Annotated in this window: 10 protein-coding genes; 4 read left to right on the top strand and 6 right to left on the bottom strand. The window is 59.3% G+C overall.

Going from position 1 to position 13,500, the window contains the following annotated elements:
• Positions 1-65: 65 nt before the first annotated feature.
• Positions 66-2,315 carry an alpha/beta hydrolase gene (locus PHU01S_RS06825; protein WP_127506777.1) on the bottom strand — a complete coding sequence of 750 codons (2,250 nt, stop codon included), beginning with the start codon at positions 2,313-2,315 and terminating at the stop codon, positions 66-68.
• Between the two features lie 154 nt (positions 2,316-2,469).
• Between PHU01S_RS06825 and PHU01S_RS06820 the strand changes: the two genes are divergently transcribed.
• The 3 genes from PHU01S_RS06820 to PHU01S_RS06810 are packed head-to-tail and all read left to right on the top strand — an operon-like array spanning position 2,470 to position 6,022.
• Positions 2,470-3,840, top strand: a complete 1,371-nt coding sequence (locus PHU01S_RS06820) for a spore germination protein (RefSeq protein WP_048746732.1) — start codon at positions 2,470-2,472, stop codon at positions 3,838-3,840.
• Positions 3,837-4,940 carry a GerAB/ArcD/ProY family transporter gene (locus tag PHU01S_RS06815; RefSeq protein WP_021879217.1) on the top strand — a complete coding sequence of 368 codons (1,104 nt, stop codon included), beginning with the start codon at positions 3,837-3,839 and terminating at the stop codon, positions 4,938-4,940. Before PHU01S_RS06820 ends, PHU01S_RS06815 begins: the two co-directional genes overlap by 4 nt.
• Complete coding sequence (locus PHU01S_RS06810; RefSeq protein ID WP_021879216.1) at positions 4,937-6,022, top strand: Ger(x)C family spore germination protein; 1,086 nt, start codon at positions 4,937-4,939, stop codon at positions 6,020-6,022. The genes PHU01S_RS06815 and PHU01S_RS06810 overlap by 4 nt, the downstream gene beginning before the upstream one ends.
• 88 nt (positions 6,023-6,110) lie before the next feature.
• On the opposite strand, the gene PHU01S_RS06805 is transcribed toward PHU01S_RS06810, so the two are convergent.
• The 3 genes from PHU01S_RS06805 to PHU01S_RS06795 form a co-directional block, all read right to left on the bottom strand.
• A complete protein-coding gene (locus PHU01S_RS06805) occupies positions 6,111-7,619 on the bottom strand; it encodes an alpha-glucosidase/alpha-galactosidase (RefSeq protein WP_127506774.1) in 1,509 nt (502 codons plus the stop codon).
• Between the two features lie 125 nt (positions 7,620-7,744).
• The gene (locus PHU01S_RS06800; protein ID WP_127506772.1) at positions 7,745-8,779 is read right to left on the bottom strand and encodes a helix-turn-helix domain-containing protein; all 1,035 of its coding nucleotides are present in this window, start codon (positions 8,777-8,779) and stop codon (positions 7,745-7,747) included.
• Positions 8,776-9,384: a GNAT family N-acetyltransferase gene (locus tag PHU01S_RS06795; protein WP_021880659.1), complete on the bottom strand. Its 609-nt coding sequence runs from the start codon at positions 9,382-9,384 to the stop codon at positions 8,776-8,778. Before PHU01S_RS06795 ends, PHU01S_RS06800 begins: the two co-directional genes overlap by 4 nt.
• A gap of 126 nt (positions 9,385-9,510) precedes the next feature.
• On the opposite strand from PHU01S_RS06795, the gene PHU01S_RS06790 reads away from it, so the two are divergent.
• Positions 9,511-10,743, top strand: a complete 1,233-nt coding sequence (locus PHU01S_RS06790) for an aminopeptidase (protein ID WP_048748241.1) — start codon at positions 9,511-9,513, stop codon at positions 10,741-10,743.
• Positions 10,744-10,831: 88 nt separating this feature from the next.
• Here PHU01S_RS06790 and PHU01S_RS06785 read toward each other — a convergent pair whose 3' ends face one another.
• Together PHU01S_RS06785 and PHU01S_RS06780 are read right to left on the bottom strand one after the other, a co-directional pair.
• The gene (locus tag PHU01S_RS06785; protein ID WP_069202421.1) at positions 10,832-11,497 is read right to left on the bottom strand and encodes a pentapeptide repeat-containing protein; all 666 of its coding nucleotides are present in this window, start codon (positions 11,495-11,497) and stop codon (positions 10,832-10,834) included.
• Positions 11,463-13,469: a PAS domain-containing hybrid sensor histidine kinase/response regulator gene (locus PHU01S_RS06780; RefSeq protein ID WP_049867162.1), complete on the bottom strand. Its 2,007-nt coding sequence runs from the start codon at positions 13,467-13,469 to the stop codon at positions 11,463-11,465. Before PHU01S_RS06780 ends, PHU01S_RS06785 begins: the two co-directional genes overlap by 35 nt.
• Between the last annotated feature and the right edge of the window lie 31 nt (positions 13,470-13,500).

The raw sequence follows: 13,500 nt of genomic DNA, 5'->3' as shown, positions 1-13,500 counted from the left end.
GAGTTCAAAAGCACTTACTAAAGTATAGCCAGCATGGGACAAAGGCGTCAAGCGCCTTAAACCTCTCAACCGGGGGGAGAAATCGACGATTTGGAGAAATCCGGGCCATATAATCCGATGTTGTCCAGCATCAGCTTTCCGGGTCCGCTTCCGGCGGATCGGAAGCGGATCTCGACGGATACGAGCCCGTCCGTGTCGAGACTCGGGTTCAGCATGGCGAACAGCTTCAATGGCATCCGGTAGGAATGCAGGACCGACGCGGCTGCGGCCTTGTATTTCCCTTTGCTCCACCCTTCCGCCAGCCAGGACATGCGCAAGTAGCGCGGAGCTTCGGGAGGGGAGATCGGTCCGACGGCAGCCTGAGAAAATTGTCCATCCGCATCGGTCAAGCGGACGGTTGCGGTGATCTCCTGCGGCTGGCAAGCGGAGCCGTCTGCATCGCACAGGTCCATGGAGCGGTTAGCTGCGGAGAAAGTGATGCCCCCGGCCGGCTGAATGACCGGCGGCTCCTCCAGACGAATACGGTAATAGTCCTCGCCGCTGCCGGCGGCCCAGGAAAAGACCCCGGCCAGGCTGTCCTGTCCTCCCCCGCTTCGGCTCGGCACCGGCTCGACGGCCGCACTCAAGCCTGGCGCCGCTTCCGCTGCCGGCAAGCTTGGAGGATCGCCGGCCTTTTCGAAGTCCTGCAGCATCCGGTAGGACCCGTCTTCATACTGGATGGAATAACCGGGAGAACGGAAGCCGGGGAGGCTGTCGCCCGGATTGCGGATTCGGTCTCTCGCTTCAGCATCGCTCCGGAATACCGCATCCATGAAAGCGGAGATGAAATAGGAAGCGGCCGCCCGCTGCTCCTCTCCGCTCAGAAGCCCTTTCTGGCTGAGCAGCAGCCCGCCCGGGAGCGAATTGTCCATCGTGCCCCAGTCGCTGTTGAACCGGCTGTGATTCGCCTCCGGGATGTAAACGGCCGCTTTGAAGGCGTCGGAGTCCGGTTCGATCGCGGTCCGGTTGTACTGCCGTTCTCCGTAGAAATCCGTCAAGTCCGCGTCCCTGCCGCCTTGCAGGACGAGATAGCTGACTCCGCTAAGCTGTGCCCGCTCTCCGTCCGTGATCGTATCCGTCGGCGCGAGAGCCGCGACGGCCCGGATGCAGACGCCGTCCACGCCGCTGCCGAACCAGCGGGAAGCATCCGCGGCCATCGCCGCGGCCTGCCCTCCTCGGGAATGGCCGATCAGAGCGGTCCGGGACAGGTCGATCCGGCCATAGAACGGATTGTCCGGCTGTTCCGCCCATTCGGCCAGCTGCTCCAGATGGCGGAGGAGAAGCCAGGACCGCAGCAGCATATCATCCTCCGGAATATCGGACCATACCGAATAATTCAGAAAGTTCTCGTCTACCGAGACGGCCGCATATCCGCGGGAAGCGAGCATCTCGCCTAGATAGGCGTAGCCTTTGTCGGAGTCCTGCTCGGCGAGGTGGTTGCCGTGCACAAGCAGCACGAGCGGGACCGGTTCCTCCCCGTCAGGCAGCCATGCCGTTCCGTTGAGCGGCAGACGTGCAGGCTCGAAGCCCCAATACAAGCTCTTGAGCGGGCTCCACGAAGGCAGCAGCGATCTTGCATCCGCCGTTCTGGAGACAAGCATGGCGCCTTCGGCGAACTCCTCCCTCCGATCCGAACCGCTGCCGTAAGTAAATGCCTGATATCCGCCTTGCCCGCTTGGCGGCGGAGCAAGGGCGTAGTCTGCCGCCTCCCCCGCCATAGCTTCTCCGATGTCTTCGGACATTCGGACAGCCGCAGGCAGCAGCAGCAGCAGTGCCGCTGAGATTGCAGCGGCTTTGAATGCGGCTGGCGTGCCGGCGCCGTCATCGCAGCGCCTGGCCGAAACGGCATGCAGAGCGGACAGCAGCATGCCCGCCGCCATTCCGCAGGCCGTGTACGCCGCTGCGATGACGACGGACCCGGTCCAACCGGCTCCGGAAACCTTCAGCGCCGCGATGGAGCCCGACAGCAGCGTTGCCGCCCCGCCGGCGAACAATCGGGGCAGCGGGAGGCGAAGCCACGTGAAGACAATGGCAAGCAGCATCGAAAACAAGCCCATGGCCGCCGTAGCGGCCAGCACCATCAGCATGACATCCTGCGATGCCCCGAAGCCCGTAGGCGTGCCCATCGCTGACGCGGATGCCAGGAACGCTCCCGCAGCCCATAAGCCCCCCCATGCCCTTCTCCAGAATAGGCTGTCCCTCTCCGCGAAGCGGAGCCTGCGCTTCGGGCGGTCCGCAACTCGGACTGGAGCGATGAAATTCCGTTCAACTGACATCGGTTGATTCCCCCGACTCTATCATGATGTTGGGTCAAGTATACCAGAGGCTCGGCATGCGCGGCATCCGTTTCCCGCACGCATACATGAGAATCCCCGTTTCCGGACAGGATAAGACTGCCAATGCTACCATTTCCAGATCGGAGGCGCAGACATGCCTGAAATCCTTGAAGCCATCCACCGTTTGAGAGCCGGCTCCGGCAGCCGGAGCTTGTTTGGGATGCTGCGGGATGCTTTCGGCGATTCGGCCGATTACCGAACCGAGGCTGTGGGAGCCTCCGGCTCCGAGCCCGTCTACATCTGCTTTCTCGCTTCCCTCTGCTCCACGCAGAAGCTGGATCTGCTGCTCGGCTCGACAGGCATCGGCGAGCTCTCCGCCAAGCTGAGCCGCTATAACGGCACCTCGATAGGGGAGGCGGACCAGCCGGCCTGCGAGAAAGCGATCTGCAACGGCTCCGCTGTCATTTGCACGTCCTTATCCGAAAACGGCCTTCTCGTCGACCTGTCGGAAACCCAGCAGCGCGGCATCGGCTCTCCGATTACCGAAAGCGTGCTCCAAGGGCCGATGTATGCGTTCAACGAGAATCTGGATGCCAACACCGCTCTCATCAGGCAGCAGATCCGCTCTCCCAAGCTGAAGATGTGGGAAACGAAGGTCGGCGAGTTGAGCCAGACCCGAATCGCGGTCTTTTATTGCCAGGGCGCCGCCGATCCGGACCTGCTGGCGAGCCTGAAGGAACGGATCGGGAACATACAGGCCGACGGCATCCAGGACAGCGGCCAACTGCTCCGGCTGCTCGTCTCCCGGAAAAAGCTGGGCTTGTTCCCGCTGGCGATGTCCAGCGAGCGTCCCGACCGCTCCACGGCGGATCTGCTTCGGGGCAAAATGGTCATTATGGTCAACGGATCCCCTTTCGCCTTGACCGTCCCCGCCGTTTATACCGACTTCTGGCATTCTCCCGAAGACAACTATGTCAATCCTTATGTCGCCTATTTTCTGCTCTCCCTCCGCTTTCTCGCCATGTTCATGAACCTGTTCCTGCCGGCTCTGTATATCGCCCTTACTTCCGTCAACGTGGACGTCAACCGGCTGGAGATCAGTCTGGCCGCTTCCGCCAGCCGCGAAGGGGTTCCCTATCCCGTGTTCGTGGAAACCTTTCTCATGCTGCTCATCATCGATTTCATCACCGAAGCCGGCATCCGGCTGCCAAAGACGATCAGCTCGACGGTGACGATGGTCGGGGGCGTCGTGCTGGGCCAGGCAATCATCCAGGCGAACATCGTCAGCAACCTGCTCGTGATTATCGTCGCCGCGACCGCGATCACCAACTTCATCGTCATCGACTATCAGATGGGGCTTGTCCAGCGCATTCTCAAATACTTCATCGCCATCGGGGCTACCGTAGCCGGACTGCTGGGCATTATGTTCTGCTTCGCCTGCCTTGTGTTCTACCTGAGCTGCCTGGAATCGTTCGGGGCCCCTTACTTGACCTCTCTGCGCAGGAAAGGAGCCATACAGCCATGAAGAAGAATCCCCCTTCCCTGACCGGCTACGACATGTTCTCCATTCAAGTCCTCTTTTTCGGAGCTTCAGCCGGCTTCATCTATCCGAGCCTGATCGTCCGAAGCACGACAGGGGCGTACTGGGTTCCGCTGGTCGTCTGGGCGGCTGTTGCGCTGCTGAGCTGCCTGCTCTACAGCAAGCTGCTCGGCCGCCTGCAGGAAGGCAAGCTGATCGACAGGCTATGCCAATCGGCCGGCATTCCCGCCGCTTTGATCATCTGCCTGCCTCAGCTCATCTTCATTTTCGGAGCTCTTGTCGTCATGCTGAGGGCCTATTCGGAACTGATTACGATGACGATGCTGCCGACGACTCCCATTACCTTTCTCAACGGCATGCTGCTTGCTCCGGGCGCGCTTGCTCTTGCCGGCATGATGCCCATAGCGAGAGCTGCGCGTGTCCTCTATTTAATCAGCACCCTTCTATCCGTCTGCCTGATGCTGATCGGCTTCAGCGACGTCAAGTGGACGCTGGGCGGTCCCTGGCTTTTTACAAACGGTGATTTTCTCATGATAAGGAATTTCTACTCCGGCTCCTTTATCTGGATGGGGTTTGTCTTTACCGCTCTGATCGGCAGCTACAATCCTCGAATCTCGGGACGCTACCGCAAAAGCTATATCTATGCCCTGCTCCTTTCGTTTCCGATGATTGCCGGATTTATTTATCTGCCCGTCATGACTTTCGGCCGCGAGCTCACACGCCACCTGACCTTGCCGTACATATCCAAAATGGATTCCGTCTACCATTATTGGGTCGTCTTCGAGAACCTGACCGCCTTGTTCGTATCGGTCACCATGCTGTACGTGCTGCTGGTCATGGCTTTGAAGCTCCATGCTCTCGGCGAATCCGTTAAAAGCTTGTTCCCCCGCGCCAATCCGATCTGGATTTATGGAATTGTCGTGCTGCTGGTCTATGCTTCGGCTTCGGCTCTTCCCTCTTGGAGAGCCGTTGAAGGAACGATATTCTATACGCTGGGCCTAAGGCTGTATGCGCTTTTCGGCTTCCCTCTGCTCGGCCTGGCCCTTTTGTCGGTTCGGGAACGAAAAAGGAAGGTGGCGTCATGAGAAAGATGCGCTTGGTCCGGGCAGCGGCTGCCTGTTGTCTGCTCGGACTGCTGAACGGATGCTGGGATTCCAAGGATGTGGACAACCGGCTGATGATCGGGGCAATGGGACTGGAAAAAGGATCCGGATCGCAAATCCAGGTGTGGATGAGGTTCCCGCTGCCCAAGACCGCCCAAAAAACCGAAGGGAAGGATTTCTTCGCCATGAGCCAGCCGGGCATTACGGTCGCCGATGCGATGAACCGCGCCCGCTACAAGCTGCCCAAATCGCTGGATGCCACCTCCACGAGAGCTCTTCTTCTCGACGATTCGATGACCAAGGTCAGCTTGAAATCTTATTTGGAGTTTGCGGTAAGGGAGCGTTCCGTGCCTCTCGATGCCGTCGTGGCGATCGTCAAGGGAGATATGAGCCGAATCTTTACCAGCCCCAATCCGACCGGTGAGCTCTCCGGCATTTACACCAAGCTTTTTTTTGAACCCTATGCAGGCGGCATCCCCCGCAAAAACAAGACCATGCTGTGGGAAATCTACTCCAAGCTGTACAATCCGCTCCAAGCGAACCTGATTCCGATTCTTTCGGAAGGAACCCAAAACTCGTTCGAGCTTGAGGGCAATGCCATCTACGCCAAAGACCGCATGGCGGGAGTGCTGAACCCGGATGAATCGCTGATCTATGAAATCATCACGCATCGCTTCCATGATTCGGAGGTGAAGCTGATGAGCCGTTCGGACGTCAAAATCGTTCATAACCGCACGCAAGTGAAAACCGCGCTCAGCAGCGGACAGCCGATCATCGACGTCGAGTCCTGGCTGATCGTGACGCTTGTCGACAGCTCGCAGATGAATGAAATGAGCGAGGAAGAGGTTCTGAGGGAGCTGCTGGAGGATTTGAATGTGCAGGCCAAGTCCATGTTCGCGAAAACCCAAAGGGCCGGCGCGGACATATTCGGCTTCGGGAACCGGTATCGCAGCCGGCTGAAGCCTGCTCAGTACGAGCAATGGCCGGAAATGTTCAAAATGGCTAAAATCAGCATGAAGTTCCACATCGACCTGCGCAATACCGGACTCGAATTCCTGGAATGAAAAAAACCGCCGGAAAGGCGGCAGGCGAATGGATATCCAGCATCGGCGGCCGATCGGCGGCCCATCCGCGGCCGACCGGCGGGGGGAATCAGCGGTCCATCGGAGCGGCGCGATGTTTGCCTTTGTCCGCCTCCCCCGCATTGCGATCGGCTTCCTCGCGGTTCAGCCGCATTTCCTCCAGCGTCTTCGTCTTCAGCCGCGCCGCCCCTTCCGAGGCTCTTACCGGCAGAAGAGGACCTTCTTCAAGACGCTTGCGCGCTTGCGCAACGGCCTCCTTGTATTGAGGAAGCCAGGCTTCGCCGGCGGCCAGCATCTCGTCGACCATCTGCCAGATCTCCGGCGGGTTGCAGACGGCACCGACGAGCGGATCCATCATGAACGCCTGGCGCAGCAGCTTGTCGTCGCCGCGCACAGCGGCTTCGACCGCGAGCCGCTGCACGCTTATGCTGGCATTGCAGACGGCTGCCGGCCCGAGCGGCAGCTCGCCGACGGCTCCCATGGCGATGCCGCTGCGATCCACATAACCCGGCGCTTCGATGACCGCGTCCTGCGGCAGATTGGAGATGATGCCGCCGTTGACGACGTTGAAATGTCCGCGATAGGTCCTTCCCGTCTCCAAAGCTTCGATGATGTAGGAGCCATGCTCCTGGCTGCGCTCATCCATCGAGTACTTCAGCGGCGGCTCCTGCATCCAGGCCGGAAATTCCGTCTCGAACCAAAGCCTGCCCTCGACGCAGACGCGCAGGTACCCGCCCGTCTCCCCGTTGATCCAGCTGCCCATGTCGATCCAGTCCGCGATCTCCTCCGGACGCTTGCGGTACCAAGGCACATATTCGCTCAAATGGCCGTTGGACTCCGTGCTGTAATAGCCGAAGCGGCGAAGCATGTCGATCCGCACCTTCTCGGTCCGGGCAAAGTCGGGATGGCGCTCGAAGGCTTCCAGAAGATCGCCGGTCCGGTCCACGCCTCCGGTCTTGACCTGTACGTACCAGGTCTGGTGATTGATGCCGGCGCAGACGATGTCGACTTCCTCTGTAGCGAGCCCCAGCGCCTCCGCGATCTGCCAATGGCCGTGCTGCACCCCGTGGCACAGCCCGACCGTGCGGACGCCGCCGTATCGATTGCACGCCCAGGTCAGCATCGCCATCGGGTTGGAGTAATTGAGGAGAAGCACGTCCCCGCTGGCGACCTCGCGGATATCCTTGCAGATGGCGAGCATCTCGGGAATGCCCCGCTGGGCATACATGATCCCGCCTGCGCTCAGCGTGTCGCCGACGCATTGATCGACCCCGTACTTCAGCGGAATCTCCACATCGGTCCGGAATGCTTCGAGGCCGCCGACTCGTATCGTGCAGATGACATAATCGGCATCTGCAAGCGCTCTCCTTCGATCCGTGGATGCCTCGATGACGATGTCCAGGCCGTTCTCCGAGATGTCTCGCTGGCAGAGCTTGGTCACCATTTCCAGATTGTCCGCATGGATGTCGGTGAAGGCGATCCTAACATCCCGCATCTCCGGCACGGAGAGCAGATCCCGCAGCAGTCCTCTCGTGAACCCGATGCTGCCCGCCCCGATAAACGCAACTTTTTTGGCCATTGCCCGATCCCTCCATCTTGGATGATGCCTATGGATAGAGTGTAGCAGGCGCGGGGGATTAAGCGTTATCGATAACGGAACCGTCTGGTGGCGCAGATGTCAGAAATCGAAACCTGTCCTGTCCCTCACGGGAATCCGTCCCTGCCTTCCGGGGATGAAGCCCTGTTGTCGTCGGATGAATCCTTGCCGACGGCGGATGGATCCCTGCCTTCGTCGGATGAATCCTTGCCGACGGCGGATGGATTTCTGCTATAGGCGGAAGGATCCCTGCTGTCGGCGAGACTGCTCTGCCGGTATTCGCTCGGCGTCATCCCGGCAAGCTTGCGGAACCAGGCATGGAAGTAGGACCGGCTGCCGAGCCCGACATAATCCCATAGATCGGATACCGGAATCGCGGTCCGGGCAAGCAGCTGCTTCGCCTTCTCATAGCGGACCGCCGACAGATAGGCTCCGACAGACATTCCCTCCGCCTTCCTGAAGATCCGCTGCAAATAGTTCGGGTGAAGGTTGACCTCGGCGGCGATGTCCCTCAGCTGCAGCTCCCGATCCATATGCTCGTGGATGAAGTCCTTGCATCGGCCGATGTAGGAAACCAGCCGTTGCGCTCCGTCTTCCAGGCTCTTCTCCGCCAGCCGGGCAATGCGGATGATCAGCTGGCCGAACAGGAGGCCAGTGAGCCGGTTTCCTTCCATGCCTTGCTGATCCAGCTCCAGAACGAGGCAGCGGAGAATATGGAAGCATTCATCGGTATCCTTCATGACGATGCGCGGCTGCGCGCGGGAAAGCAGGCTGCGCACAGACGCCTCCGCCTCCGCCAGCGCTCGGACCGAGAAATTCGGACCCTCGGCCGGCCGGAAGCGGAACTCCACGTTCAGCATGCGGCAGCCCTTGGCGGCGTCGACGATCAGCCGATGCTCCGTGCCCGCATCGAGCAGCACCAGCTCTCCCCGCCTCAGCATGCCGTCTTCCCGATGCCTCATCTCTCTCGTCTGCACCTGGCAGGATCCTTCAATGACATACATGATCTCCATGGAATCATGACGGTGGAAGTCCATCTCATACCCGTTCCAGCGCTTGAAATAATAGGCGGTCACCTCCGGCTCGAGATGTTCGCTCGTCAGCACGGCATCGTAGAAGCTGCTTGCCCCGGCCGGAGTCATGCCTCCTCCGCTGCGGCCGCTTCGACATAGCCGTCACCGGCCGCTTTCCGGCGTTCTCTTTTGTGCCGGTCCCACTCCGAGGCGACCATGCCGTAGACAGCATGGTCGTAATAGGAAGCTCCGCTCCGCTCCTCCTGCCTGAGCAGGCCTTCAAGCGAGAAGCCCAGCCTCTCAGCGACACTCCGGCTGCGGGCATTGTCCGACCGGGTCCTGATTTCGACCCGGTTCATTTCGAGCGTCACGATGGCATACTGGACCATTTCCTTGCAGGCAATCGTCATGATTCCTCTTCCCTGGCAATCGGCGCTCAGCCAATATCCGAGCGAAGCCTTGCGGTTGCGCCAGTCGAGCTCCTGGTAGCTGACGACGCCGACGGGATTTCCTCCCTCGAGGATGACTGCGGAGAAGCCTTGCTGAAGCTCCCTTCTTTTCTGCTCGAATTCAATGTAATCCTTCATGTCGTCGACATTCTCGATATGCTTGACCCAGGGAAGCCATTCGTTCAGATAATTCCGGTTCCGCTGGACGGTCCGGAACAAGGGACGCGCGTACCGCGTCTCGAGAAGCCTCAGCTCCAGGTCGGGGTTCAATTGGCAGGAGAACAAGACGTTCCTCTCCTTTCAGGCGCCGGCAAGGCGGTTTGGTCTTCCCATCTTAGCATGGCATTTTCATTTTTCGGAACAGATCGTGTACAATAATCAGGAACCCGCACAATGAATGGAGGAATCAACATGACCAAACTGAAAGAGCAAATCGAGCGGTATGCGGATTTGATCGTTCAGGTCGGCGTCCAAATCCAGCCCGGCCAGAGACTGGTCATCAACGCGTCTCTCGATGCCGCGGACCTCGTTCGCCTGATCGCCAAAAAAGCGTACGGAGCAGGAGCCCGTTCCGTCAAGGTCAACTGGAACGACGACACGCTTGCCCGCCTGCGCTATGAGCTGGCGCCGGACGAAGCGTTCCTCGACGAGCCCAAATGGTATGCCGGGGAAATGCTGGAGCTTGTCCAGGAAGGCGCGGCTGTCATCAGCGTCGTTTCTTCCGATCCGGATCTGCTTAAGGGAGTCGCCCAGGAGCGTATCATCAACCACCAGAAAACCTACGGCAAAGCCCTCTCTACATACCGCCAGATGATGCAGTCCGACAAATTCAGCTGGTGCGTCGTCGCGGCGCCGTCCAAAGCATGGGCGAAGAAGGTGTTCCCGGGATCGACGGAAGAAGAGCAGTACAGCAGCCTGTGGACGTCCATCCTCAAAGCCGTGCGCGCCGATCTCGACGATCCGGTCGCCGCCTGGAAGGAGCATATCGCCAGCCTGAACGCCAAGTCGGAGCATCTCAACTCGCGCAAATACAAAAAGCTGCATTACACCGCCCCGGGAACGGATCTGACGATCGAGCTTCCGGAAGGCCATCTGTGGGTCGCGGCGGACAGCCACAATATCCAAGGCAACCAATTCGTAGCCAACCTTCCTACGGAGGAAGTGTTCACAGCGGCCAAGGCCGACGGCGTAAGCGGCTATGTATCCAGCACCAAGCCGCTCAGCTACGGGGGCACCATCATCGACAACTTCAAGCTGACGTTCGAGAACGGCAGCGTAGTGAAGGCCGAGGCGGAGAAAGGGCTTGCCGCTCTGGAAGGACTGCTCGAGATGGACGAAGGCGCGCGCCGGATCGGCGAAGTCGCTCTCGTGCCTTACGATTCCCCGATTTCCCGCTCCAACATTCTGTACTTCAATACGCTCTTCGACGAGAACGCCTCCAACCATCTTGCGCTCGGCAGCGCCTATGCCTTCAACATTGAAGGCGGCAAGGGCATGTCCCAGGACGAGCTGAAGGAAAAAGGGCTGAACACGAGCATGACCCATGTCGACTTCATGATCGGCTCCGCCGAAATGGATATCGACGGCATCCTCGAGGACGGCAGCCTGGAGCCGATCTTCCGCGGCGGCAACTGGGCGTTCTAAAGGAAACCGATCTCGTCCCGCCAAAAAAAGGACCGGACGCGAGCATGTCTGATCGCGTCCGGTCCTTCTTCATGCTCTGGGCAGGAGGCTACTCCTTGACGACCAGTCCGAAAATTCTCGTGAACAGGATCGCCTGGGCAGGCGCGATGATGCAGCCCTTCAGATCCTCCATCTCGACGCCGAGATGATGGAACTCGCAGGAGCTGAGATCGATTCCGGACAGGCGGGTTCCGGACAGCTGGGCCTTGTCCAGCTGTACGTCCTCGAATACCGTCTTGGACAGCTCCGACCGGTACAAGTCCGCATGGTTCAAGCTGCTGCCGCTGAACTTGACCTGCTTGAAGCTGCCGAACCGGAAGGAGGCATAATCCGCCTGGCAGTCTTCAAAAAGAACATTGCGCAGCACCGCCCCCGACAGATCCGCGCCTACAAGCTTGCAGCTGTGGAACTCTACCCGATGAAGCACCGCCTCGTCAAGACGGATGTTGGACAGATCGCAATTCTCGAACCGGCAATCCGTCAGCTCCAGCCTGTCTAGACGGCAATCCGTGAACGTGACATGCTGCCACAGAATCCGTTCCGCGACCGAGCGCTCCGTATTCCGTTCCTCCACGGCCGCCTCGCGTACAAGCAGATTTTCATGAAAGCTGCCTGAATCCGCAAACAAGGGATGAACGGGCTGCTCGAGACCGGCTTCTGCAAGTCTCGGCTTCTCCAGCTTAAACTTGCCGGTACCGATTGCTGTCTTGACCATGCTTGTCTCCTCTCGCCCTCTGCAGCCGGTAACGCTCCAGCGCCTGCAAGAGCGATTCCTTGCGGATCGGCTTGCTGATGTAGTCGTTCATGCCGCCAGCTAGGCAGGCTTCCCTGTCCCCTTTGAGCGCATTGGCTGTAACCGCGACGATATAAGGCGTGTCCTCGTTTTCCGATAGGCTGCGCAGATGTCGGGTCGCTTCCATCCCGTCCATGTCCGGCATGAGCACATCCATGAAAATCATGTCGTATCCGCCGTCGTCCTTGCGGAAAGCTTCCACCACTTCCGTACCGTTGCCGACGACCTCCACCTCGTGGCCGAGCTTGACCAGCATCTTCTGCAGAACCATCTGGTTCACTTCGTTATCCTCGCCGATCAGGATCTTGAAGGAACGGGATTCTTCCGCTCCGGCTTCGGCCTGTTCGGCCCGAGCCGCCTGCTCAGAGCTCCGTTCCAGCTTGACCGTGAAGGCGAAGCAAGCTCCAGGCCCGTCCACCTTTTCCACTCCGATCGTTCCGCCCATCAGCTCGACGAACTTCTTGGATATGGCAAGGCCAAGGCCGCTGCCCTCCACCTTGCGGGTCATGAAGTTGTCCAGTCGGCTGAAAGGATTGAACAGGAGCGGCAGCGCATCGGCGGGAATTCCGATTCCCGTATCCCGGATCTTGATGAGGAGCAGGACGCCGGCACCAGTCGATTCCTTCCGCGAGATGTGAAGGCTGACACCGCCGGAATCCGTGAATTTGACGGCATTGCCGAGCATGTTCAGCAGCACTTGCCTCAGCTTGCCCCCGTCGCCGAACAGCATGTCCGGGACATCGCCGTCGACCTTGGAATCGATGGACAGCCTCTTCTCGAGAATTTCCGGCATCAGGACGGATACGCTCTCGGCTGCGAGCTCCCGGATGCTGAACGGAGCCTTGGCCATAGCCGTCTTGCCGGCCTCGATTCTCGTAAAGTCCAGAATGTCGTTGATGATCGTCAGCAGCGATTGCCCGCTCTGCCGGATGATCTCGACAAAGCTGCGCTGCTCGTCGCTCAGATCGGGCGAATCCAGCAGCAGCTGCGTCATGCCGATCACCCCGTTCATCGGCGTGCGGATTTCATGGCTCATCATCGCCAGGAAGTCGCTTTTGGCGCGGGTCGTCGACTCCGCAGCCTCCTTCTCGATGAGCAGCTTCTTCTGCTCGGTGATATCCTTGGCGATCAGATAGTAGCCCATGATCCGTTGGTTGATGATGATCGGGGCGACGGAGGTCAGAATCTCAGCCGCCTTTCCGTTGCGATTCACGATTTCGCTGATCCGCCGCTCAACCGAGTCGCCTTCGTGCGAATCCGCCAATACGGAGCGGATATCCGGCACTTTGACAAAGGGAGAAAAGTCCTTGCCGACAAGCTCTTCGGCATGCATGCCGAGCAGCCTTTCGGCGACGGCGTTGCAATGAATGAAGCAGCCCTTCAGATCCAGGGATATGACGGCATCATGGTTGTATTTCTTGAGCGAGGTATATCTCTCGATCGTCTCCTGCAGCTTAAGCTCGGCTTCCTTGCGGGCGGATATGTCCATCAGGGAGAACAGGTATCCGCAAATGGTTCCGTTTTCCGCTTTCAATGGGAAAAAGACGACTTCCAGGCTGATTGTCTTGCCGCTCCGGCTTCGGCATTGAGTTTCATAGGAGACCGGCTCCGATCCGCCTGCGCCGAACCGTTCCAGGTCGATGTCCGACTGGGGCATCAGCAGAGTTCTGAATTCAATCGCATCCATGCCCGCCACCTCATTCTGGGACCAGCCGAGCTGCTCGGTGAACGCCGGATTCACGATGGAGATTCTCCAGGAAGAATCCATCATGACGAGCGGATGGGGATTATGAAGCACGACGGATTTGTACTGCGGCAGTCCCGGCTCCTCCGCTTGGAGTCTTGTCCGCTTGCCGTCAGGTTCTATCGGGGAAAAGAGGCTCTCTTCGCTCATAAGGTTCTCCTTTTCAACTTTCTCGTATGTG

Source organism: Paenibacillus humicus NBRC 102415 (genome assembly GCF_004000905.1).
GTDB classification, from domain to species: domain Bacteria; phylum Bacillota; class Bacilli; order Paenibacillales; family Paenibacillaceae; genus Paenibacillus_O; species Paenibacillus_O humicus.
Note: the sequence above shows the minus strand (reverse complement) of the source record. Positions and strands in the feature narration are given on the sequence as shown.